Source organism: Bradyrhizobium sp. UFLA05-125, from assembly GCF_059803515.1.
Map to the genome: position 1 here is coordinate 401,005 of NZ_JBANBJ010000001.1, position 23,625 is coordinate 424,629.

Sequence of the window (23,625 nt, forward strand, 5' to 3'; positions counted from 1 at the left end):
CACGTGAGGAGAGGTTCAATGACTAATCGCTTTATGATCTCGGTTGCCGCGCTGGCACTCGTCGCGGGCACTGGTCTCGCGAATGCGCAGGGAACAGGGACCAAGGAGAGCGGCGGCTCCCAGCAGCAACAGAACGCGCTTCCTTCCACCGGCGCGGCTGAACATGGCGGTGCCATGAGCAGGGAAAAGGGCACCGTGGGTCAGGCTGGCGGATCGATGAAGTCCGGCGCTGAAGAGAGGTCCTCGGGCACCATGAAGCACGAGCAATCCGGCGACACACACAGGGATTCCATGGGCAAGGAGAAGGGCACCGTGGGACAATCCGGCGGATCCATGAAGTCCGGCGCCGAAGAGAAGTCCTCGAGCACGATGCACAAGAATCCGACGGCTGAGGAGAAGTCGGGTGCAACGAAGGGCCAACGCACCGACGAACACGCCCAGGGCCAGCAGGACAGGTCGAAGGGCATGAGCTCGGAGACACAGACCAAGTCCGGCACGACGACCGGCCAGGCCGGTGCTGGCGCCAAGCTCTCGACCGACCAGCGCACGCAGATCACCTCGGTCATCCGCGAGGAGAAGGTTGCTCCCGTCAGCAACGTGAACTTCTCGGTTTCGGTCGGCACGCGGATCCCGCGTGAGGGCATCGAGCTGCACGTGCTGCCGTCACGGGTGGCGACGATTTATCCAGAATGGCGGAGCTACAAGTACGTCCTGGTCCGCGACGAGATCGTGATCATCGATCCGGCCACCTACGAGATCATTGCGGTACTCAACGCCTGACGGCCGAGAGATCGGCAATCCCAGGGGCGGGCAGCAATGCCCGCCCCTTTTTGCCTTTGGCCGGCAGCCATGCTTTGGACTGGTTAACAAGTAATTTCCGTAGCTTCCACACAGCTTTTTGCAGACTGGATGAGCTATCTGAAGCCCCGCGGGAGGTCGTTGAAGGCTTCCCCTAAGCCCCTTTGTTACCTATAACCCCCGCCACCTCCGCCGAAGCACCTGACCGGGATTTGAATGGCTGAACCTGCAACCGACACCATCCTCGTCCTCAACGGGCCGAACCTCAACATGCTGGGGACGCGCGAGCCGGAGAAATACGGGAACGCGACGCTGGCCGACGTCGAGACGCTCTGCCGGGAGACCGCAGCGAATTTCGGTCTCAAGGCCGACTGCCGGCAGTCCAACCGCGAAGGCGAATTGATCGACTTCATCCACGAGGCGCACGCCCGCAAGATGAAGGGCATCATCATCAACGCCGGCGGCTATTCGCACACCTCGATTGCGCTGCACGATGCGCTGCTCGCTGTGCAGATCCCGACGGTCGAGGTGCACGTCACCAACATCCACTCCCGCGAGAGTTTCCGTCACCATTCCTACACCGCCCGCGCCGCATTCGCGTCGCTGTGCGGCTTCGGCATCGAGGGCTACCGCCTCGCGATCCAGGGCCTTGCCGCCAAGCTCGGCATCCAGCCCAAAGCCTGACGCCCCTTTTCAAACAGAAGGTTCGGAATCAAGATCATGGCGCGCCAGCCAGACGATAAAGCAGCCGCAAAATTTTCCAGCGAGGACTCCGCGCTCATCCGCGAGCTCGCAAACCTGCTCGACGAGACGAGCCTCACCGAGATCGAGATCGAACGCGCAGGACTTCGCCTGCGCGTCGCGCGCAACGTAAGCGTCGCCGCGGCCGTGCCGGCGTCGGTCATCGCGGCCCCTGTCGCTGCAGTTGGCGCGGCGACTGCGACTGCCGCGCCGGCAGATCTCTCGAAACATCCCGGCGCCGTCACCTCGCCGATGGTCGGCACCGCCTATTGGGCGCCGGAGCCAGGCGCAAAGCCTTTCATCGAGGTCGGCTCCAAGGTTTCGGTCGGTCAGACGCTCCTCATCATCGAGGCGATGAAGACCATGAACCAGATCCCCTCACCGCGTGCCGGAACCGTGACGCAGATCCTGGTCGAGGACAGCCAGCCGGTCGAGTTCGGCGAGCCGCTGGTCATCATTGAATAAGCGAGTGGCGAATGGCGAATAGCGAATGGTTGCTGCACTTCCATTCGCCATTCGCCACTCGCTATTCACCCGCTGAGGCACCATGTTCGACAAGATCCTCATAGCCAATCGCGGCGAGATCGCCCTTCGCATCCTGCGGGCCTGCAAGGAACTCGGGATCGCGACCGTCGCCGTGCACTCCACCGCCGACGCGGACGCGATGCACGTTCGCCTCTCCGACGAGAGCGTCTGCATCGGGCCGCCGCAGTCGAAGGACAGCTATCTCAACGTCCCCGCGCTGCTCGCGGCCTGCGAGATCACCGGCGCCGATGCGGTGCATCCGGGCTACGGCTTCCTGTCGGAGAATGCGCGCTTTGCGGAAATCCTCTCCGAGCACAATCTGCATTTCATCGGCCCGAAGGCCGAGCATATCCGCCTAATGGGCGACAAGATCGAGGCCAAGAAGACCGCCAAGCGGCTCGGCATCCCAGTGGTGCCCGGCTCCGACGGCGCGGTCGGTCCCAACGACAACGCGATGGCGATTGCGAGGGAGATCGGCTTCCCAGTGCTGGTGAAGGCTGCCGCCGGCGGCGGCGGGCGCGGCATGAAGGTCGCGAACAGCGAGGCAGACCTTGCGCTGGCGCTGTCGACGGCCGCCAACGAAGCGAAATCTGCCTTCGGCGATGCGTCCGTTTACCTGGAAAAATACCTGAAGAAGCCGCGCCACATCGAAATCCAGATCCTCGGCGACGGCCGCGGCGGCGCGATCCACCTCGGCGAACGCGATTGCTCGCTGCAGCGCCGTCACCAGAAGGTCTGGGAGGAAGGTCCCTCGCCCGTCCTCTCCGCAGCCGCGCGTGCCAAGATCGGTGAGACCTGCGCCAAGGCCATGCGCGAGATGAAATATCTCGGTGTCGGCACGATCGAGTTCCTCTTCGAAGACGGCGAGTTCTACTTCATCGAGATGAACACGCGCATCCAGGTCGAGCATCCCGTCACCGAGAGCATCACCGACATCGATCTCGTGCTGGAGCAGATCCGCATTGCCGCCGGCGGCGACCTGCCGGCGAAGCAGGAGGAGATCCAGATCATCGGGCACGCGATCGAGTGTCGCATCAATGCGGAGCACCCGCAGACCTTCCGGCCCTCGCCCGGCCGGATCTCGCAGTACCATCCGCCCGGCGGACTGGGCGTACGGATCGACTCGGCCGTCTACCAGGGCTACACGATCCCGCCCTATTACGATTCCCTCGTCGGCAAGCTGATCGTGCACGGCAAGACCCGCACCGAATGCCTGATGCGGCTGCGCCGCGCGCTGGACGAGATGGTGGTCGACGGCATCGAGACGACGCTGCCGCTGTTCCGAGCCCTGGTGCGTGAACCCGCCATCATCGACGGCGACTACCACATCCACTGGCTGGAACAGTACCTGGCCGGCCAGTCGGGCAACTAGCGCCTACCATCCTTCCCTTGCTATGGAACCGAACGCCGCCTGCGGCGTTATCGGCGGGTTTTCTGCACGGGGGAGTGGAAATTCTTAACGTCGGAAGCGGAGTTGGCGTAACGCCTGACCTGAGACGGCGGCGCGCACTTTGGCAGATCCTGCTGTTCGCGGCGGGACTCTTGGTGCTGACGGTGATCAGCGCCGGCTCCGTCTACCTCGTCAACAAGGCGCGCGACGACAACGCCTCGGTCATTCACACCATCGAGGTTGAGAACCAGATTCACACGCTGCTGCTGGAAATTCGTCGCGCCGAGAGCAGCGCGAGCGGATTTCTCCTCACGCGCGGGCCGGAATTTTGGACCGACCACCAGGCCGCGGTGGCAGGGGTCCTGCCGCATCTCAACAGGCTAGCAGAGCTGACCAAGGACAATCCCGCGCAGGCGGAAAACGTCCGCAAGCTGCGGCCGGCGGTCGAAACCAGGCTCGACCAGTTCACGCGCGAGATGAACTACATCGAACAGAGCGACTTCGCCCGCGCCTCCGCGCTCGTCCGCGAAGCCGCCGCCGGCGACACGACGAGCACGATCCGCGACGCGGCCGACGCCATGCTCCGCGAGGAGCAGCGATTGTTCGCACTCCGCTCGGCCAATGCCAACAACAGCCAGACGCTGGCGGCGTCGCTGACCGGCGTCGGCTCCGGCCTCGTCGTGGTGCTTGTGCTGATCTCGATCTGGCTGGTGCGGCGCTCGGCGACCATCCGCGACGAGGCGGAGGCACGCCTGCGCGATGCCAACCTCAATCTCGAGGCCACCGTCGACGAACGGACGGCAGACCTGCGCGAAGCCAACAACGAGATCCAGCGCTTTGCCTATATCGTCAGTCACGACCTGCGCTCGCCGCTGGTCAACATCATGGGCTTCACCAGCGAGCTCGAGGAATTGAGCAACGACATCTTCCGGCGCATCGGCAGCCTCACCCACGTTCCGGCGGATGGGCCGCCGCTGGCGATGAACGATGCCGCGGAAATTGCGCTGGAGGGCCCGGACAAGCAGCTCTCCCAGGATTTTTCCGAGGCGCTCGGCTTCATCAAATCCTCGATCGCCAAGATGGATCGCCTGATCTCGGCGATCCTCAACCTCACCCGCGAGGGCCGGCGCGAATTCGAGCCGGTCAAGATCGACACGGGCGAGCTGATCGAGGCAATCGTCGCGACGGTGGCGCATCAGGCCGCCGAGGCACAGGCCGAAATCCGCGTCGGCGAACTGCCCGATATCGTGAGCGACCGCCTGGCGCTGGAGCAGATCTTCTCGAACCTGATCGATAACGCCATCAAGTATCTCAGGACCGGGGTCCCCGGCGAGATCGTGCTGCGCGGCCGCACCAAGCTTGGCTATGCGATCTTCGAGATCTCCGACAATGGCCGCGGCATCGACCCGAAGGATCACCACCGCATCTTCGACCTGTTCCGCCGCGCCGGCCTCCAGGACAAGCCGGGCCAGGGCATCGGCCTTGCCCACGTCCGCGCGCTGGTGCGCCGGCTCGGCGGTACGATGTCGGTCTCCTCCGAACTCAACGTCGGCAGCACTTTCACGATCACGCTGCCGATCAAGTGGAACGCCAGCAAGCGGAATGCACAGCAATGACCCAGCCCGTTACCATCATCATGATCGAGGACGACGAGGGGCATGCCCGCCTTATCGAACGCAATATCCGACGCTCCGGTGTGAACAACGAGATCGTGCCGTTTGCCAACGGCACGGAGGCCATCCGCTATCTGTTCGGCGCTGACGGCACCGGCCTCGCCCAGAAAGGCAATGCGCTGCTGATCCTGCTCGATCTCAACCTGCCCGACGCGAGCGGGATCGATATCCTGAAGCGGATCAAGGAGAACAAGTACCTGAAGGCCTCTCCTGTGGTGGTGCTGACCACCACCGACGACTCCCAGGAGATCAAGCGCTGCTACGAGCTCGGCTGCAACGTCTACATCACAAAACCGGTCAATTACGAGAATTTTGCCAACGCGATCCGGCAGCTCGGGCTATTCTTCTCCGTCATCCAGGTGCCCCCAGCCGCAACATGAACCGGACAACGCCGACGCTGCTCTATATCGACGACGACGACGCGCTGGCGCGCCTCGTCGAGCGCGGGCTGACGCGCCGCGGTTACAAGGTCGTCCTTGCCGCAAGCGGCGAGGAAGGCCTCGCGCGGATCCGGCAAGGAGACGTTGACGGCGGCATCGACGTCGTGGCGCTCGACCAGTACATGCCGGGCCTCGACGGTCTCGAGACACTCGAGCAGATCATGGCGATTCCGGGCGCTCCGCCGGTCGTCTTCGTCACGGCATCGCAGGATTCCAGCATTGCCGTCACCGCGCTGAAGGCGGGCGCAGCCGACTACCTCGTCAAGGACGTCACGGGCGACTTCATCCCGCTGCTGCATGTCGCGGCCGATGGCGCCCTGCGCCAGGCCGCGCTCCAGAAGGCGCGCGAGGAGGCGGAAGCTGAAATCCACGCCTCGCGCGACCGCTACGCGGCACTTGCCGCCGAGCGCGAAATGCTGCTGCGCGAGGTCAACCACCGCGTCGGCAACTCGCTCCAGATCATCGCTTCGCTGTTGCATCTGCAGGCAAGCTCGGCTGCGCAGGACGAGGTCAAGGCCGCCCTGACCAATGCGATGGGCCGCGTCGCCGCGGTCGCGCAGGTGCACCGCCGGCTCTACACCTCGCAGGATCTGAAGAGCGTCGTCCTGAACCAGTATCTGGACTCGCTGCTCGAGGACCTCCGCCGCTCGGCCGAGGGCAACCGGATGTCGCGCCTGACGCTGAAGGCCGAGCCGATCGAGATCGATCCGGACCGCGCAGTCGCGGTCGGCATCATCGTCAACGAGCTCGTCATGAACGCGGTGAAATACGCCTACCCGGATGGGGCCGGCCCGATTCACGTCGAGCTGACCTCGCAAGGCGAGGATCTCGTTCTGTCGATCGCCGATGATGGTGTCGGCGACAACGCCAAGGCCGATCCGCGCTCCACCGGAATGGGCCAGCGCATCGTCGCGGCGATGGCTTCAAAGCTCGATGCCTCCGTCGAACGCGATCCGGATCACACTGGGACGAAGATCCTGCTGAAGTTCCGCCGCCTGCCCGCGCCATCGAGCACGACGAACAGCGCCGCCGCAAGCTGACGCGCGACCCCATCGCAAGGCTGCCGCGATCCTGCTAATGTGCCGGGCATGACTGCGCGCGACTCCGCCTCGTCTGAAATCACCCCCGCCGTGTTGCTGCGTGCCTATGCCTGCGGCATCTTTCCGATGGCCGAGAGCGCGGACGATCCGACCCTGTTCTGGGTCGAGCCGGAGATGCGCGGCGTGATCCCGCTCGAGGGATTTCGCGTCGCCTCGCGCCTTGCGCGCAGCGTGCGCTCGGATGTGTTTCGCGTCACCGTCAACACCGCCTTCAAGGCGACGATTGCCGGCTGCGCCGCGCCGCAGGTCGGACGCGAGGACACCTGGATCAACAAGCGCATCCGCGACCTCTATGGCGGCCTGCACGAGCTCGGCCATTGCCACAGCGTCGAGGCCTGGCAGGGCGACGACCTCGTCGGCGGCCTCTATGGGGTGAGCCTGGGACGCGCTTTCTTCGGCGAAAGCATGTTTCACACCGCGCGCGATGCCTCGAAGATCGCGCTGGTGCATCTGGTGGCGCGACTCATCTACGGCGGCTTCGAGCTGCTCGACACGCAATACGTGACCGAGCATCTGCGCAGCTTCGGCGCGGTCGAGATTTCCAGGCGCCGTTACACCGCCCTGCTCGACAAGGCGCTGGCGGGCGAACCTGCCGACTTCCTGAAGTTGCCTGGTGACGCGATCCCCGGCGCGCGCGCTCTCGAGATCATTGCGACGAAAAGCTAAAGCATGATCCGGAAAAGTGCGAAGTGGTTTTCCGAAAAGATCATGCTCAAACAACAACCTAAAGCGCGGTGATGATTCATCCTAATCTCATCGCGCTTTAGGGCATCGCCGTCAGGACAAGGGTGGAAGCGGCGGCGGAGATGCTTGCGGCCAGATCCACCTGGTCAGGCAATTGCCGGTGACGACCATGGCGTAGATGTCGAGGGAGCTGAGCAACAGAGCAAGGGGTAGCGAAGCCATCATCCCCTCGCCGCAATTCCCGCCCGCACCTCCTCCATGGCAGGTGATGATTGGGAAAAAGGCGACCAGAGCAAACAGAGCGATGGGCACGAGAAGAGCGAGGATTGTGATGACCAAACCTGCAGCAACTCTTTTCAGAAACAGGAACATGATATTCGGCTCTGAAGCGCCCCGCCAAGGTTGCGGACACCCGTGTAGGTTGATCCGCCAACCCAAAATAACCTGCGAAGCGTAAATGGAGCCATAATTTCCAGCCGCACAGCCGGGTGCTGCGTCCCAAGGACGATACCCGGCGCCGCATTGTTATTCAGTAATGAGTGGAGCGCGAAGCGGCGGCCTGTCGTTCGCGATCTATCGCGAACAATGCCGTCTTGGCCAACTGCGAAGCCAGACAGGTTTGCTTCCCGGCCGTGTCGGAAGCACAGCAAATATCAGGAAACTAATTCCGGCCGAAGCCCGGGAGCCCGAAGAGGCCCGGCTGCTGCTGCGGTGGTGGTGGAGGCGGCGCCTGCTGCTGTTGCGGCGGCGGCTGCGGCGGACGCTGCTGCTGCACGGCCTGCTTGGGCGCGGCCTTCTTCTGTGCCGGGGGCGGCGGTGGCGTGGCCGGCTTGCTCGCCGGATCCGGCGCTGCCGTCGCGATCGTCTGCTGCGGCTCTTTGCAGTCGGTCAGCCAGATGTCGTAGATCGGGTGCTCGACGCCGTGCAGGCCGGGGCTTGCCGCGAACATCCAGCCCGAAAAAATCCGCTTCACCTCGCCCTGCAGCGTGATCTCGTCGACCTCGACGAAGGCGTCGGTATTGGCGGCTTCCGTTGCCGGCCGCGTGTAGCAGGCGTCGGTTTTGACGCGCAGCGCGCCGAACTGCACGGTCTCGCCGATCTCCTCGTCGAAATTGATGATGCGGCCGGTGATCTTGTCGAGGCCGGAGAAAGTCGCCTTCTTGTTCACGATCTTCTGCGCCGGCGGCTCGGTGACGACCTCATCGCCCGGCTGAAGGCTCGCCGGCGTCTGCGGCACGCCGTTCTGCGGTGTTCCCTTGGGCTGGCGTTGCCCGGGCGGCAAGCCCGGCAGCGTCGGATTGGCGCCCGGCTGCGGCGGGGGGCTTTGAGGATTGGGCGGCGCGACCGCGATGGAGGGCTGCTGGTTCTGCGGCAGCACGGTACTTCCCGGCGGCGGCGCCAAGGGCTGCGTCTCCACCGGCCCCGGCAAAGCATTGCCCTGGCGGGGGACGGGACGGTTGGGTGTCGGCAGCACGCGGCCCTGCGGCGGCAGCTCCGGCACCTCCTCGTCATCATCAGGCATCTGCTGCTGCGGCTGGTTGCCGCGCGGAATGCTGCCAGGCGGCCGCAGCGGCGGCGGATCGGAGAAGATGGTACCGATCTGCGCCTGCGCCGGAGGCGAGACGGTCATCGCTGTGGCGGCAAACAGCGCCGCAAGGCCGGTCAGGATCAGGTTTCGAGACATCTCGCGCGGCTTCAACAGCGAATCGGGTTTCTCGAGCATTGTACAGGGGGTTACGGCCGCTCGCAGACCATCCGGTTAACACGCCGAATACGGCGGGGAAAGGGCGGTTTCCCCCCTCGCCCACCGGGCCCTTCCCGGTCCCTTGGCTGGCCAGACCCTCGACCAGATGGGATAGTTGCCATGGTGGCCCCTTTTCGGGCGCCTCCGACAAGAGCCTCGAAAACGCCCATCTGCCAAATCCTCGCAGGGCCTCCTCCCATGCCAGTCGTCCTCGATCCCGATGCCGCCGCCGTCTACCGGGCGTTCCTCGAAGCCAATCGCCCGCCCTATGAAACGCTGACCGCAGCAGAAGCCCGCGCGGACTATTCGCGATCGGGCTTCGCGACCAATCCCGAGCCGCCAGAACTGGCACGTGTCGAAGCCGTTGCGATCCCGGCGCCGCAGGGCACGATCCCTGCCCGCCTCTACGTGCCAATGACGCTGCGCCGCCGTGACGGTCTGTCGCCGGCCCTGGTGTTCTTCCATGGCGGCGGCTGGGTGATCGGCGATCTCGACACCCATGACGTCGCAGCCCGCAAGCTCGCCGTCGCGGGCGAGCTGATCGTGATCTCCGTCGACTATCGCCTCGCGCCCGAGCACAAGTTTCCCGCCGCCGTCGACGACGCCATCGAAGCGACGCATTGGATTGCCGCGAACGCCAGCACGCTTGGCATCGATGCATCGCGCCTTTGTGTCGGCGGCGACAGCGCCGGCGGCAATCTCGCCGCCGTGGTCGCCATCGCCGCCCGGGACGGCAACGGCGTAGGCCTCGCAGGCCAGGTGCTGATCTATCCCGCCGTCGATTTCGCGATGACGCATCCCTCGCACAGCGAGCCCGAGACCAGCCTGCTCCTCACCCATTCTGTTGTCCGCTGGTTCCGAAACCATTATCTGAACGGCGCGGCCGATACGCACGACTGGCGCGCCTCGCCAGTCCGGGCCACCACGCTCAATGGCCTGCCCCCGGCCTATGTGCTCACAGCCGGCGCAGATCCCTTGCGCGACGAAGGCCGTGACTACGCAGAACGCCTGAAGCTGGCCGGCGTGCCCGTCAGCTATCGCCACTTCCCCGGCCAATTCCACGGGTTCTTCACGATGGGCAAACTGTTGCCGCAGGCCGATGTCGCGGCCGAAGAGATCGGCGCGTGGTTGAAGAAGTTGGGCTGAAGACGATGTCGTAGCCCGCATGGATCGAGGCGGAATGCGGGGCTGTCGTCATTGGTCTCGGCCCCGGACGCAGCGCTCCATTCGGGCTACAGCTCTCGCAATACCGGTAATCGCTTGCCACTTTGATCAGCGAGGCCAGTGCCTCAAGAGTTGCACTCCGCAAATCGCCTCAACCTCTTCGCGCGAGGCGCCCCTCCCCTGGAAGTTCACATGCCCCCCAGCCTGCAACGCACCTTGGCCGCTCCCGTGCGATGGCTGGCATGGCTCGGCGATCAGGGCACCCGCGCGGTGGCGGCGCTGGTGCTGTTCGGGATCGCGATCCCGCCGCTCGGCGCGGTGCTGCGTCCCTTCGTAACCGAGGCGATCTTCCTCCTGCTCGTGATCTCCTTCATGCGCGTCGACCTCGCCGCGCTGCGCGCGCATCTGCGCCGGCCGGCGCTGATCGTCGCGGCCACCGCCTGGACGACGATCGGCGTTCCCCTGATCTTTGGCCTCACGGCGCATATTTCGGGCTTCGACGCCCGCTCGCCCGAGCTGTTCCTCGCCCTGATGCTCCAAGGCATCGCTTCGCCGATGATGGCCTCCCCCGCGATCGCGGCGCTGATGGGCCTCGATGCCACGCTGGTGCTGGTCACGCTGGTGACCTCCACGGCGCTGGTGCCGTTCACTGCGTCACTGTTCGCCGCACTCTTCCTCGGCGGAACGCTCAGCATCTCGCCACTTGTGCTCGGCGCCAAACTACTCGCGATCCTTGCCGGATCGCTGATGGCCGCAACCGTGATCCGCTGGCTCGTCGGCGCGGACGCGATCCAGCGTCACCGCCGGCCGATCGACGGCATCAACATCGTCATCCTGCTCGTCTTCGTCGCGGCCGTGATGGGCAATGTGATCGCCGACTTCCTCGCCGATCCCCTGCTGTCGATCGCTATTGCGCTGCTCGCCTTCGCGATCTTCTTCGCATTGCTGGTCGTCACGACGCTGCTATTCCGCCGCATCGGCTACGAACAGGCGCTCGCGCTTGGCCTGATGGTGTCGCAGCGCAATATCGGGCTGATGCTGGCAGCGACTGCCGGAACGCTGCCCGGCGTGACCTGGCTCTATTTCGCCCTCACCCAGTTTCCCTACTACGTCGCGCCGCAGATGCTGACGCCGATCGCGCGACGTTTGACGGCACAGTCGCAAGCAGCCGCGACCGCCGCAGCCGCCGAAACGACACGCTAACTCGCCCGCGCCGCGCGCCGCAGCGATTGCGGCGGCTGGCCAAAGGCGCGGATGAAGGCGCGGCGCATCCTTTCAGGATCGCGGAAGCCGGTCGATTGCGCGACGAGCTCGATCGCTTCGCTGGATGACTGCACGCGCTCGCGCGCCACCTCGACGCGCAGGCGCTCAATCGCCTTTGACGGCGTCGAGCCGGTCTCGGCGGCAAAGGCGCGCGCGAAGTGCCGGGCGCTCATATTGGCGCGCTCGGCGAGATCCTCGACGGTCAAGGGCGTATCGAGGTTCTCGCGCGCCCACGCGAGCAGCGGTCCGAAGCGGCCGTTCGGCGCCTTCAATTCCAGCAGCGAGGAGAATTGCGACTGTCCGCCGCTGCGGCGATGGTAGAGCACGAGCTGGCGCGCGGTGTCCTGTGCGACCGCCTCGCCATGGTCTTCGGCCACCATCGCCAGAGCTAGATCGATGCCGGCGGAGATGCCGGCCGAGGTCCAAACGTCGCCGTCGCGGGTGAATATCTGGTCGGGCTCGAGCTTCACCTTGGGATAGCGCGCGACGAAATCGCGGGTACGGCCCCAGTGCGTGGTCGCGCGCTTGCCGTCGAGCAGGCCCGCCTCCGCCAGCACATAGGCACCGGAGCACACGCTGGCGACGCGCACGCCGCGCTTCGCCAGCCGCTGCACGAAGGCTAACGTTGCCGGGCAGCGCGCCGCGCCTGCCACGCCCTCGCCGCCCGCGATGATCAATGTCGTGACCGCATTGGCCGATTTGAAATCGTGCGCCATGATCTCGACGCCGGACGAGCTGCGCACGGGCCCGGCGTTCAGCGCCAGCACGCGGATGGCAGGCACAATCTTCGAATAGCGCGCTGCGATCTCAAATACCGAGATCGGGCCCGCCGCATCGAGCAACTGGAAGTCGGGAAAGATCAGGACGCCGATCATGGGCTCAACCCGCCATGTCCGAAAATGAGGGAATTATGCCATTTCTGACCTAAGCGCATCATGGCATCGTCGGCCCGTCAAGCTGATTGTCTGGAGCCTCTCATGTCGTCACCGCTTAGAATCGGATGCCTGGTTTTTCCGCGCGTCACCCAGCTCGACCTCACCGGTCCCGTGCAGGTGTTCTCCTCCGTTCCCGCCGCCGAGGTGCACCTGATCTGGAAGCGGATCGAGCCGGTCCCGAGCGATTCCGTGCTGACGCTGACGCCGACCACCACCTTCGAAGACTGCCCGCAACTCGACGTGATCTGCGTGCCCGGCGGCTTCGGCACCGATGCACTCGTCAATGACGAGGAGGTGCTCGATTTCCTGCGCAGGCAGGCCGCGGGCGCCAAATACGTCACCTCGGTGTGCACGGGCTCGCTGGTGCTGGGCGCGGCCGGCCTCTTGAAGGGCTATCGCGCGGCCACCCATTGGAGCGCGATGGAGGTGCTGCCGCTATTCGGTGCGACGCCAACGCGGACGCGCGTCTGCATCGACCGCAACCGGATTACCGGCGGCGGCGTCACCGCCGGAATCGATTTCGCGCTGACACTTGTCTCCATCCTGGTCGACCGCACCGTGGCGGAAGCGATCCAGCTCCGCCTCGAATACAATCCAGCGCCGCCGTTCAACGCCGGCTCGCCAGAGACCGCACCTGCCGAAGTGCTCGCCCTGATGAAGGAACGCATCGCGCCCTCGCAGGCACGCCGCATCGAAGCCGCCAAGCAGGCGGCAGCCAGGGTGATGTGATTGATCGAAACAGAAAAAGGCCGCCTGGTTTCCCGGGCGGCCTTTCCTGTCTTACGGCAGCTGCACATTCCAACGGGCGATTTCGGAGCTTCAAGACCGGGGGCCTATCTCCCGATCGAGTCCTTTTCGGCAGCCGCTGCATTTCGGGACAGTCGCGCACTGTTGCCCGAACCGTACGCGATGGTCTCCCATCTCCGTAAGATGGGTTCATTGAGCCGCATCGCTCGCGGAAGCGCAACGGCCGCGCATGCGGCATCCCCGCTGTTCCCGTTGTTCACAGCAGCGATCGCTGGATGCGAATGCATTCAGCGCCAATGATCGGTGGAATTTGCCGGTCTAGCCGGGTGTCCAGGGCTGATAGTCGCCGGTCGCCTTGGGGCGCTTGCCGCTCGCAAGCGTCGAGCCCGAAGGCCGGTAGGCCTTGGGCGTGCCGGTCAGGTTCGGCTGATGCGGCTTTTCCCACTCGCGGAGCTTGTAGTTGAGCTCGGTCGGCGGCACGTCGACTACGTGATGCATCCAGCCATGCCAGCCCGGCGGCAGCCGGCTCGCTTCGGCATAGCCGTTATAGATCACCCAGCGCCGCTCGAAACCGAGCGTCGGATCGATCACCCCGCCGCGGGTGCGATAGTAGCGGTTACCCTGCTCGTCCTCGCCGACCAGCTCGCCGAACCGCCAGGTCCAGAGCTGCGTGCCAAAGGTCTGGCTGTTCCACCAGGTGAAGAGCTTGAGGAAGAATTGTTTCATGCGGCAAGGCCCTGCTTCGTGGGGTCCTGATGCCATCCGGAAGCGGACTTGTCCAGTTGCCGCACTGCGGATGGGACATCCGCGATGCGCTGATCCGCCGCAAGGCGGACGCGATCCGTTCATGCCGGGTACAGACGCACGCTGGAATCCTGCGCTTCCCACGCAAACCTCGCGGGCGCCCTGGAACCACTTGCCTGCTTGAGCAGTTTGATTTCGGGAAAAGGAGCCGAATATGAACAATCTCAGAGTTTTGACTGCCACGGCGGCGCTGGCACTGGTTCTCCCGCTGGTGACACCAGCCGCCAGCTTTGCCCAATCCCGCGCTCAGGCCGTCGGCGGTGGCGGTGGTGGCGGACACGCCGCCATCGGAGGCGGCGGTGGCGGAGCTCGAATGGGCGGTGGCGGATTTAGCGGTGGTGGCGCGGTGCGCGGTGGCGGGGGCAATTTCGCAGCCTCCACAGCGGTCCGTCCCGGCGTCTCTGCGCCGGCCTTCAGCGGAGGCGGCCGTGTTGCAGCCGGCGCGCCGGCCGGCAACTGGAACGGCGGCAACTGGCGTGGCGGCGGCTGGCACCATCGCGGTGGCGGGTTCTGGCCCGGCGTGGCCGCAGGTGCCGCGATCGGGGCGCTCGGGTCATACGCCTATTCCGGCGGCCCGTATTACAACGACCCCTACTATTACGGCGACGACGATTACTATTATGACACCGGCCCGAGCGTTGCCGTCGTGCCCGACACTGGCGGCGATTCCGCAGCCTATTGTGCCCAGCGCTACAGGTCCTATGACCCCGCGTCAGGCACCTATCTCGGCTATGACGGTCTGCGACATCCCTGCCCCTAGAGCCGGTTAGTTGCATTGCTCCAATTTGATCGAAAAGGCGCCGCTTTCAGGTGGCGCCTCTTTGACGTTGTGGTTTCGCCCGGCGTGCACTTTCACACGAACGCCATACATCGTGCGTTTTATGCACTTCACCGTGCATATCTGTCCTGATCCAATCCAAAATTGACCCGATCCACGATTCGCCTATATCAGCAAAGACTATGGGGACTTCGATTGGTTAGGCAGAGTCATGCCGCGTATTCTCGTGGTTGATGACGATCCGATGGTCGGCGCGACCATCGAGGTCCTCCTCCAACGCCAGGGCTTCGACGTCACGTTAACTGACGGCGGCGAGACTGGGCTGGCTGCGCTGGAGCAGCAGACCTTCGACGCGATGCTGGTCGATATCTTCATGCCGCATATGCGCGGCTTCGAGTCGATCCGCATCTTCCATGAGCGTGCGCCGACGATCCCGCTGATCGCGATGTCCGGCTACGCCTTTGCCTCCTCCGCATCGCCCTCGCCCGATTTTCTCCGCATGGCGCTCGAGCTCGGCGCGACGCGCTGCCTGCGCAAGCCGTTCACGCCGGACACGCTGCTGAATGCAATCAAGGAGTGCCTCGACGAGGCAACACCGGTGAAGGACAACAAATCCCCTTGATTGCCTCGCAGCGCGTCATTCTCGGTGCCGGACTTGCGATCCTCCTGATCATCACTGCGGCTTCGATCGGACTCGACGTGAAGTCGCGGTTCGACACGACGTGGGCCAACCACACCGTCGGGGCACTGAAGAAGATCTCGGATCTGCGCCTCCTCATTCGCCGCGCCGAAAGTGCGGCGCGTGGCTATGAGCTCTATCGCAGCGCGTCCTTCAACGACGAGTTCCAGGCGACACGTGGCGCCATCGCGCCTGCGCTCGCCGATCTCAGGCGCGCGCTCCGCGACAATCCCGATCAGGTCGCGCTGCTTGAGGCGACCGAGCCGCTGATCCAGCGGCGGCTCGATATCGCAGCCGAAGCGATGCGGCTGCGCGCCGCGAACGACGGGGACGGCATCACTGCGCTCCAGGGCAAGGCGGAAGGCCGAGGCTCTATGGAGGTGGTTACGGCAAATCTCGACCGGTTGACCGCGGAGGAAGAGCGGCAGCTCGCCTCACGCGCGGTGGAGTCGCGCCGCACCGGCATCGTCCTCCTCGGCATCGACGTCGCCGGCGCGGTGCTGATCCTGTTGCTGGTCGCGCTGCTGTTGCGCGAAACCCGGCGCAGCAGTGTCGCCCTGCAAAGCACGCTGCATGAGACCCGGGCTGCCAACGAGGCGCTGGAGGCGGCGGTCGCCGAGCGAACCGAGCACCTCGTCACCGCCCACGACGAACTCCGCATCTCGGTGAACGTGCTGCAAAGCACCTTCCACAGCATGGCGGAAGCCGTGCTCGTCATCGACAAGGACAGCAACGTCCTTCTGTCTAATCCCGCCGCGGAACGCATCCTGCTGCATCGCGCCGGGATGAACCTGACGAGCCTGGGCGCGATGTCGGACGTGTTCCATGGCGACGGCGTGACGCCGCTCATCCCTGAGGAGCTGCCGTCGGCGCGTGTGCTGCGCGGCGACGAGTTCGAAGAGATGGAGATGATCGTCCGCCCGCACGACGACAGTCCCGTGCGCCATCTCCTCATCAGCGGGCGGCCGATGCGCGATGCGCAAAAGGCGATCTCCGGCGCGGTGCTGGTCTATCACGATGCGACCCTCTCGCGCGAGACCGAGCGGCAGTTGCACCAGTCGCAGAAGCTAGACGCCATCGGCAAACTGACCGGCGGCGTCGCGCACGACTTCAACAACATGCTGACGGTGATCTCGGGCAATACCGAGACGCTGGTCGACAGCCTCAAAAAGCAACCAGAGCTGCAGCGCATGGCGCGGCTGATCGACGATGCCGCGCAGCGCTGCGCCGAGCTGATCCAGCACCTGCTCGCCTTTGCCCGCAAGCAGCCGCTGGAGCCGCGCAACGTCGACGTCAACACGGTGATATCGGACAGTGCAAAGCTTCTGCGTCCCGCGCTCGGCGAGCAGATCCAGATCGAGACCGCGCTCGAACGGGGGCCGATGACCTCGCACATCGATCCGTCGCGGCTGACCAACGCCGTGCTCAACATGGCGATCAACGCCCGCGACGCCATGCCCGGGGGCGGCAAGCTGTTGCTCGAGACGCGTCTGGTGACGCTGGACGAGACCTACGCGCAGGCGAACCCCGACGTCACGCCCGGCGCCTATGTAATGCTCGCAGTCAGCGACACCGGCAGCGGCATGCCGCTGGATGTGCAGGAAAAGGCCTTTGAGCCGTTCTTCACCACCAAGGAGATTGGCAAGGGCTCGGGCCTCGGGCTGTCCATGGTCTACGGCTTCGTCAAGCAGTCCGGCGGCCACATCAAGATCTACAGCGAGGCCGGCCACGGCACGACCATCAAGCTCTATCTGCCGCCCGGCGAAGGCGCGAGCGAGACGACGACCAGCGCGGCGCCGGCGGCCACCGGCGGCGCCGAGACCATCCTGGTCGTGGAGGACGACAATCTCGTGCGCAACTTCGTCACCGCGCAGCTGCAAAGCCTCGGCTACAAGACCATCGCCGCCGCCGACAGCCGCACGGCGCTCGCGCTCGTCGACCGCGGCGAGCCGTTCGATCTCTTGTTCACCGACGTCGTCATCCCCGGCAGTATGAGCGGACGCGTGCTTGCGCTGGAAGTCGAAAAACGCCGGCCAGGCGTCAAGGTGCTCTACACCTCCGGCTATACCGACAACGCCATCGTCCACCAGGGCAAGCTCGACGAAGGCGTGCTGCTGCTGACCAAGCCTTATCGCCGCAACCAGCTCGCCGAAATGATCCGCCTGGCGCTCGGCAAGGAAGACGTGAGCTAGCGCCGTGTCTCTGACGTCTCCTGGACGTCATTCCGGGGCGCGACGCAGTCGCGAGCTATGATGCGCAATTGCGCATCTGAGAATCCATTCACCCACGTACTCTGCGGCTCGATGGATTCCGGGCCCCCTCGCTCCGCTCGGGCCCCCGGAATGACGGAATAGACTGTCGGACTCACAACGCTAACGCGTCGCCAGCACGACGCCGGCCAGCGTGAAGGCCAGCGCGGCGATCTGGCCCGCGCCCAGCGGCTCGTGCAGCGCAAGCGCCGAGGTCACGACGCCGATGACGGGCACGGCCATGGTGCCGATCGCGGCAACCGAGGCAGGTAGGCGCGACAGCGCGGCGAACCAGCTGACGTAGGCGATACAGAACTGCCCGACAACCGAATAGACCAGCAGGCCCCAGCCGACCGGCGTCACCTGCGACAGATGCGTCGTCTCCAGCGCAAGGCCCACGATCGCAACCGGCAGGCAGCCGAGGCCGATCTGCCAGGCGGCCGCCGTGATCGGCGGCAGATGGATCGGATATTTCTTTGAGACGACCGTGCCGACCGCAAAGCCGATGGAGCCGCCGAGCGCCATGATGATGCCCGGCAGCTTCTCCACGCTTGCGGAGACGCCATTGCCGCCCATGATCGAGGCCAGGCCTGCGAACGCCATCACCAGCGCGATGGTGCGCAGAAGCGTCGGCCGCTCCCCTAACACCGGCCAGGCGAAGAGCGAGGCCCAGACCGGCATGGTGTAGGCGATCAGCGCCGCTTCGCTCGCCGGCAGCCACAACAGCGCCAGCCCCATCAGCACCATCCAGCCGGTGACGTTGAGGAGCGCCGCGACCAGAAGCCGCGGCCATATTCCGGGGGCGATCCTCAGGCTGTCCCGGCGGATCACGGCCAGAGTTGCGAGCAGCAGCGCCCCGAGCACGCCGGTGACGCCGCGCAACGTCAGCGGCGGCAGTTCGGAGAGCAGGAACTTGGTCACCGGCCAGTTGAAGCCCCAGCCCACCGAAGTGATGGCGAGGAACATCAGGCCAGCCGGGGCGATGCGCGTCCGCATCCCCCGCTTTGTCGAATCATGCATGTGGTAACCCGGCGGAAACGGCCCCACCTTGGCGCGGATCGGCGCGCCGGACCACCACCTGGGCGGGCATGGCTGCCTGTACGTTCCGTAGCACTACGTGAGTCCTGCTGACGCAATGCCTCCGGCCAAAAATAAACGGGCCCTGTGAACAGCGGGACGAAGCCGGCCGGGCATCACCAGACACAAATATTTTCGGTTGGGAATCTCTCAGGACTCACTGATACTTGCCTCCACAACAGGCGCGGTTCCGACCCCTGTTATCCCCGTCTTTCCACCATATTTAGTATTTGATTCAGGAACTCGCACTAGTTCTTGACGTGCGCAACGGAGAGTCCTAGCTTTCGGTCCGTTCGGCGCGAGTGTGTTTGCGTCCCGCCGGTCACTCCCCAAAGGGTCCTCGCAAATGACCACTCCGCCAGCCGAAGGGGGCAGCGGGTGAAGGGCTTGTCTGCCCTTGATTTGCTGACTCTTACGGGGCGCTCGAACGGGCCGAGACAGGCCCGGAGCAAGCGTAGTGTGGTGGCGTTGAACGCATGTCGCGCGCATCCCCTTGGGGGCGGGTGCGGGTGGACATGCCGGGGGATGATCGGTGCTTCGGTACTGGTCCTTCCGTCGGGAGAAACAGGGCCGGATCCACCGGCTGAGCTTGCGAAGCCTTAAAGCCGAAACGGCCGGGAGGAGTCGCGTGAGAACAACTACCCGGAACGCCCAAACGAAGGCGGATCCGGTCAGAAAAGGACGGGGCAAACTATGAAAATTGAGCGGCGCCACACCACTGCAGGACAATCCCCTTACGCCGGGATCGAATTCCGCCTGACCACGTCGGAGATCCGCAATCCCGACGGCTCGGTCGTGTTCAAGCTGGACAACGTCGAAGTGCCGACCGAGTGGTCGCAGGTCGCTTCCGATGTGCTGGCTCAGAAGTACTTCCGTAAAGCCGGCGTCGCCGCGCGCCTGAAGAAGGTCGAGGAGGAATCCGTCCCCTCGTTCCTGTGGCGCTCCGTGCCTGATACCGACTCGCTTGCCGCGCTGCCCGAGAAGGAGCGCTACGTCAGCGAGCTCAGCGCCAAGCAGGTCTTCGACCGCCTCGCCGGCTGCTGGACCTATTGGGGCTGGAAGGGCAAGTACTTCTCCTCCGACGAGGACGCCCAGACTTTCTATGACGAGCTCCGCTACATGCTCGCCATGCAGATGGTCGCGCCGAACTCGCCGCAATGGTTCAACACCGGCCTGCACTGGGCCTATGGCATCGACGGCCCCGGCCAAGGCCACTATTACGTCGACCCCTTCACCGGCAAGCTGACCAAGTCGAAGTCCGCCTACGAGCATCCGCAGCCTCACGCCTGCTTCATCCAGGGCGTCGGTGACGACCTCGTCAACGAGGGCGGCATCATGGACCTCTGGGTCCGCGAGGCGCGCCTCTTCAAATATGGCTCCGGCACCGGCTCCAACTTCTCGCGCCTGCGCGGCGAAGGCGAAAAGCTCTCCGGCGGCGGCCGCTCGTCGGGCCTGATGAGCTTCCTCAAGATCGGCGACCGCGCGGCAGGCGCGATCAAGAGCGGCGGGACCACCCGCCGCGCGGCGAAGATGGTCGTGGTCGACGTCGATCACCCCGACATCGAGACCTATATCGACTGGAAGGTGAAGGAGGAGCAGAAGGTCGCCGCCCTCGTCACGGGATCCAAGATCAACCAGAAGCACCTCAAGGCGGTGCTGAAGGCCTGCGTGAACTGCCAAGGCTCGGGCGATGACTGCTTCGACCCCGAGAAGAACCCTGCCCTCCGTCGCGAAATCAAGCTGGCGCGCCGCAGCCTCGTGCCCGACAACTACATCAAGCGGGTGATCCAGTTTGCCAGGCAGGGCTACAAGGACATCCAGTTCGATATCTACGATACCGACTGGGACTCGGAAGCCTACCTCACGGTTTCCGGCCAGAACTCCAACAACTCGGTCTCGCTGAAGGACGACTTCCTCCGCGCGGTCGAGACCGACGGCGACTGGAGCCTCATTGGCCGCACCAACAAGAAGGTGACGAAGACGCTGCGCGCCCGCGACCTCTGGGAGAAGATCGGCTACGCCGCCTGGGCATCGGCCGACCCGGGCCTGCACTTCAACACCACGATGAACGACTGGCACACCTGCAAGGCGTCCGGCGACATCCGCGCGTCCAATCCGTGCTCGGAATACATGTTCCTGGACGACACGGCGTGCAACCTCGCCTCCGCCAACCTGCTGACGTTCTACAACACGACCACGAAGCACTTCGACGTCGAGGGTTATGAGCATCTCTGCCGGCTCTGGACCCTGGTGCTCGAAATCTCCGTGATGATGGCGCAGTTCCCGTCCCGCGCGATCGCCGAGCTCTCCTACGAGTTCCGCACGCTGGGCCTCGGCTACGCCAATATCGGCGGCCTCTTGATGACCATGGGCCTGCCGTATGACTCCAAGGAAGGCCGTGCGCTCTGCGGCGCGCTGACCGCCGTCATGACCGGCATCACCTACAAGACGTCGGCGGAGATCGCGGCCGAGCTCGGCACCTTCCCCGGCTACAAGAAGAACGCCGCGCACATGCTGCGCGTCATCCGCAACCACCGCCGCGCCGCGCACGGCCAGGCCTCCGGTTACGAGGCGCTCAGCGTCAACCCGGTGCCGCTCGACCACGCCTCCTGCCCGCAAGCCGACCTGATCGCGCATGCGCAGGCCGCCTGGGATGCGGCGCTCGAGCTCGGCGAGCAGCACGGCTATCGCAACGCCCAGACCACGGTGATCGCGCCGACCGGCACGATCGGCCTCGTCATGGATTGCGACACCACCGGCATCGAGCCCGACTTTGCGCTGGTGAAGTTCAAGAAGCTCGCCGGCGGCGGCTACTTCAAGATCATCAACCGCGCGGTCCCCGCAGCGCTCCGCGCGCTCGGCTATCGCGAGAGCGATATCGCGGAAATCGAAGCCTACGCCGTCGGCCATGGCTCGCTCTCCAACGCCCCCGGCATCAACGCCTCGACGCTGAAGGCCAAGGGCTTTACGGATGAAGCGATCGCCAAGGTCGAAAAGGCCCTGCCGACCGCCTTCGACATCAAGTTCGCCTTCAACAAGTGGACCTTTGGCGAGGATTTCATCCGCGACCAGCTCGGCATCGGCGCGGAAGCGATCGCAGCCCCCGGCTTCGACCTGCTGCAGGCCGTCGGCTTCACCAAGCGCGAGATCGAGGCGGCCAACGTCCACATCTGCGGCGCGATGACGGTGGAAGGCGCGCCGCACCTCAAGGCCGAGCACTATCCGGTGTTCGACTGCGCCAACCCCTGCGGCAAGATCGGCAAGCGCTATCTGTCTGTCGAGAGCCACATCCGCATGATGGCAGCGGCGCAGCCCTTCATCTCGGGCGCGATCTCCAAGACCATCAACATGCCGAACGACGCCACGGTGGAGGACTGCAAGTCCGCCTACATGCTGTCGTGGAAACTCGCCCTGAAAGCCAACGCGCTCTACCGCGACGGCTCGAAGCTGAGCCAGCCGCTCAACTCGCAGCTCATCAGCGATGATGAGGACGAGGACGATGTGGTCGAGCAGATCTACGAGAAGCCGATGGCGGCGCGCGCCGCCCAGGTCTCCGAGAAGATCGTCGAGAAGCTCGTCGAGCGCATCATCGTGATGCGCGAGCGCGAGAAGATGCCGGATCGCCGCAAGGGCTACACCCAGAAGGCGGTCGTCGGCGGGCATAAGGTCTATCTCCGTACCGGCGAATATGACGACGGCCGTCTCGGCGAGATCTTCATCGACATGCACAAGGAAGGCGCCGCGCTCCGCTCCTTCATCAACAACTTTGCGATCGCGGTCTCCCTCGGTCTGCAATACGGCGTGCCGCTCGATGAATATGTCGATGCCTTCACCTTCACCCGCTTCGAGCCGGCGGGCCCCGTGCAGGGCAACGACAGCATCAAGTACGCGACCTCGATCCTCGACTACGTCTTCCGCGAGCTGGCGGTCAGCTACCTATCCCGCTTCGACCTCGCCCACGTCGATCCCAACGAGACGAGCTTCGACGCGCTCGGCAAGGGCGTCGAGGAAGGCAAGGAGCCGGACGACGAGGGCGGCCACCACGCGACCAAGCTGGTCTCGCGCGGCCTCACCCGCTCCCGCACGGACAATTTGGTCGTGATGCGCGGCGGCTCGGCCGCGGTCTCCTCCGGCAACGACAGTGCCCCCGCTGGCGGCCATCGCGTCACCGCACTGCACGGCGCGGCCCGCGCCGGCGATACGATCGAAGGCGCCGTCGCTCTGAAGCAGGAAGCCAGCCACGACCTCTCTCCAACAGAGAAGCTCGAGCAGCTCCAGTGGAGCAAGGCCGGCACCGCGCAGACGGTCGTCCCCACCAAGGCCGAGCGCCGCGCGGAGGCGAAGGCCAAGGGCTACGAAGGCGAGATGTGCTCAGAGTGCGGCAACTTCACGCTGGTGCGGAATGGGACCTGCATGAAGTGCGATACTTGCGGCAGCACGACGGGGTGTTCGTGAGGCCTCTAGATGATTTGATTAACAACGCAAAGGCCGCTCGAAGGAGCGGCCTTTTAGTTTCTCAGAAGCAAGCCATGGCATTTCACTTTGCGGTACCACCCCCTCTGGAGAGATGACGTTTGAGGTCGCACCAGGGACGTGACCGATAGAATAGCGTTTTTGAGGTGCCAAATGAATGAGAAGGCGACGGAGGTCTATCGCAGCATCCTTGTGGAGATTAAGTTTCGCGTGGAAGCCATTGATTTGGTGCTTGCGCGAAAGGTGCCATTGCGTTCGCGAGTCGCCGAAGAACTGTGCTTTCTGCAGCTCCGGATGATTTGTGAGCCTAATCGCGATCGGTTGCCTCATAGTGCACGGTGACCTCTCTTCCAAGCACGCC

At 64.8% G+C, this 23,625-nt stretch carries 20 protein-coding genes; 15 read left to right on the top strand and 5 right to left on the bottom strand.

Annotation, left to right across the window (positions count from 1 at the left end; translation table 11 throughout):
• Positions 1-18 precede the first annotated feature (18 nt).
• The 8 genes from SO156_RS01940 (at position 19) to aat (ending at position 7,333) form a co-directional block, all read left to right on the top strand.
• Positions 19-780, top strand: a complete 762-nt coding sequence (locus SO156_RS01940) for a DUF1236 domain-containing protein (protein ID WP_498533649.1) — start codon at positions 19-21, stop codon at positions 778-780.
• A 234-nt stretch (positions 781-1,014) separates the two neighbouring features.
• The gene (aroQ, locus tag SO156_RS01945; RefSeq protein ID WP_498533650.1) at positions 1,015-1,482 is read left to right on the top strand and encodes a type II 3-dehydroquinate dehydratase; all 468 of its coding nucleotides are present in this window, start codon (positions 1,015-1,017) and stop codon (positions 1,480-1,482) included.
• Positions 1,483-1,518: 36 nt separating this feature from the next.
• Positions 1,519-2,004 carry an acetyl-CoA carboxylase biotin carboxyl carrier protein gene (gene accB / locus SO156_RS01950; protein ID WP_498533651.1) on the top strand — a complete coding sequence of 162 codons (486 nt, stop codon included), beginning with the start codon at positions 1,519-1,521 and terminating at the stop codon, positions 2,002-2,004.
• Positions 2,005-2,086: 82 nt separating this feature from the next.
• Positions 2,087-3,436 (top strand): acetyl-CoA carboxylase biotin carboxylase subunit, encoded by a 1,350-nt coding sequence (gene accC / locus SO156_RS01955; RefSeq protein ID WP_458144766.1) that lies wholly within the window; start codon positions 2,087-2,089, stop codon positions 3,434-3,436.
• 80 nt (positions 3,437-3,516) lie between these two features.
• Positions 3,517-5,070 (top strand): sensor histidine kinase, encoded by a 1,554-nt coding sequence (locus SO156_RS01960; protein WP_458144823.1) that lies wholly within the window; start codon positions 3,517-3,519, stop codon positions 5,068-5,070.
• The gene (locus tag SO156_RS01965; protein WP_458144765.1) at positions 5,067-5,507 is read left to right on the top strand and encodes a response regulator; all 441 of its coding nucleotides are present in this window, start codon (positions 5,067-5,069) and stop codon (positions 5,505-5,507) included. Before SO156_RS01960 ends, SO156_RS01965 begins: the two co-directional genes overlap by 4 nt.
• Entirely contained in the window at positions 5,504-6,607 is a 1,104-nt protein-coding gene (locus SO156_RS01970) for a sensor histidine kinase (protein WP_498533652.1), read from the top strand. Before SO156_RS01965 ends, SO156_RS01970 begins: the two co-directional genes overlap by 4 nt.
• 48 nt (positions 6,608-6,655) lie before the next feature.
• The gene (gene aat, locus SO156_RS01975) at positions 6,656-7,333 is read left to right on the top strand and encodes a leucyl/phenylalanyl-tRNA--protein transferase (RefSeq protein ID WP_458144763.1); all 678 of its coding nucleotides are present in this window, start codon (positions 6,656-6,658) and stop codon (positions 7,331-7,333) included.
• Positions 7,334-7,444: 111 nt separating this feature from the next.
• Here aat and SO156_RS01980 read toward each other — a convergent pair whose 3' ends face one another.
• Both SO156_RS01980 and SO156_RS01985 read right to left on the bottom strand, forming a co-directional pair.
• Complete coding sequence (locus SO156_RS01980) at positions 7,445-7,723, bottom strand: hypothetical protein (protein ID WP_498533653.1); 279 nt, start codon at positions 7,721-7,723, stop codon at positions 7,445-7,447.
• A gap of 289 nt (positions 7,724-8,012) precedes the next feature.
• Positions 8,013-9,074: a DUF2155 domain-containing protein gene (locus SO156_RS01985; RefSeq protein WP_498533654.1), complete on the bottom strand. Its 1,062-nt coding sequence runs from the start codon at positions 9,072-9,074 to the stop codon at positions 8,013-8,015.
• Between the two features lie 219 nt (positions 9,075-9,293).
• On the opposite strand from SO156_RS01985, the gene lipP1 reads away from it, so the two are divergent.
• Both lipP1 and SO156_RS01995 read left to right on the top strand, forming a co-directional pair.
• A complete protein-coding gene (gene lipP1, locus SO156_RS01990; RefSeq protein ID WP_498533655.1) occupies positions 9,294-10,241 on the top strand; it encodes a LipP1 family hormone-sensitive lipase in 948 nt (315 codons plus the stop codon).
• Between the two features lie 210 nt (positions 10,242-10,451).
• Positions 10,452-11,462: a Na+-dependent transporter gene (locus tag SO156_RS01995; RefSeq protein ID WP_498533656.1), complete on the top strand. Its 1,011-nt coding sequence runs from the start codon at positions 10,452-10,454 to the stop codon at positions 11,460-11,462.
• Here the strand turns inward: SO156_RS01995 and SO156_RS02000 are convergent.
• Positions 11,459-12,397: a GlxA family transcriptional regulator gene (locus SO156_RS02000; protein ID WP_458144759.1), complete on the bottom strand. Its 939-nt coding sequence runs from the start codon at positions 12,395-12,397 to the stop codon at positions 11,459-11,461. The genes SO156_RS01995 and SO156_RS02000 overlap by 4 nt on opposite strands.
• A 102-nt stretch (positions 12,398-12,499) precedes the next feature.
• Between SO156_RS02000 and SO156_RS02005 the strand changes: the two genes are divergently transcribed.
• On the top strand, positions 12,500-13,186 hold the full coding sequence (locus SO156_RS02005) for a DJ-1/PfpI family protein (RefSeq protein WP_498533657.1): 687 nt from the start codon (positions 12,500-12,502) through the stop codon (positions 13,184-13,186).
• A gap of 336 nt (positions 13,187-13,522) precedes the next feature.
• Here SO156_RS02005 and SO156_RS02010 read toward each other — a convergent pair whose 3' ends face one another.
• Positions 13,523-13,930, bottom strand: a complete 408-nt coding sequence (locus tag SO156_RS02010; protein ID WP_498533658.1) for an NADH:ubiquinone oxidoreductase subunit NDUFA12 — start codon at positions 13,928-13,930, stop codon at positions 13,523-13,525.
• Positions 13,931-14,162: 232 nt separating this feature from the next.
• Here SO156_RS02010 and SO156_RS02015 point away from each other — a divergent pair, with 232 nt between their 5' ends.
• From SO156_RS02015 to SO156_RS02025, 3 genes are all read left to right on the top strand, one after another.
• A complete protein-coding gene (locus tag SO156_RS02015) occupies positions 14,163-14,768 on the top strand; it encodes a BA14K family protein (protein ID WP_498533659.1) in 606 nt (201 codons plus the stop codon).
• A 229-nt stretch (positions 14,769-14,997) separates the two neighbouring features.
• A complete protein-coding gene (locus tag SO156_RS02020; protein WP_498533660.1) occupies positions 14,998-15,408 on the top strand; it encodes a response regulator in 411 nt (136 codons plus the stop codon).
• Positions 15,405-17,657 (top strand): CHASE3 domain-containing protein, encoded by a 2,253-nt coding sequence (locus tag SO156_RS02025; RefSeq protein WP_458144754.1) that lies wholly within the window; start codon positions 15,405-15,407, stop codon positions 17,655-17,657. Before SO156_RS02020 ends, SO156_RS02025 begins: the two co-directional genes overlap by 4 nt.
• 180 nt (positions 17,658-17,837) lie before the next feature.
• Here SO156_RS02025 and SO156_RS02030 read toward each other — a convergent pair whose 3' ends face one another.
• Complete coding sequence (locus tag SO156_RS02030; RefSeq protein ID WP_458144753.1) at positions 17,838-18,734, bottom strand: DMT family transporter; 897 nt, start codon at positions 18,732-18,734, stop codon at positions 17,838-17,840.
• 750 nt (positions 18,735-19,484) lie between these two features.
• On the opposite strand from SO156_RS02030, the gene SO156_RS02035 reads away from it, so the two are divergent.
• Positions 19,485-23,246, top strand: a complete 3,762-nt coding sequence (locus SO156_RS02035) for a vitamin B12-dependent ribonucleotide reductase (RefSeq protein ID WP_498533661.1) — start codon at positions 19,485-19,487, stop codon at positions 23,244-23,246.
• The last annotated feature ends 379 nt before the right edge of the window (positions 23,247-23,625 follow it).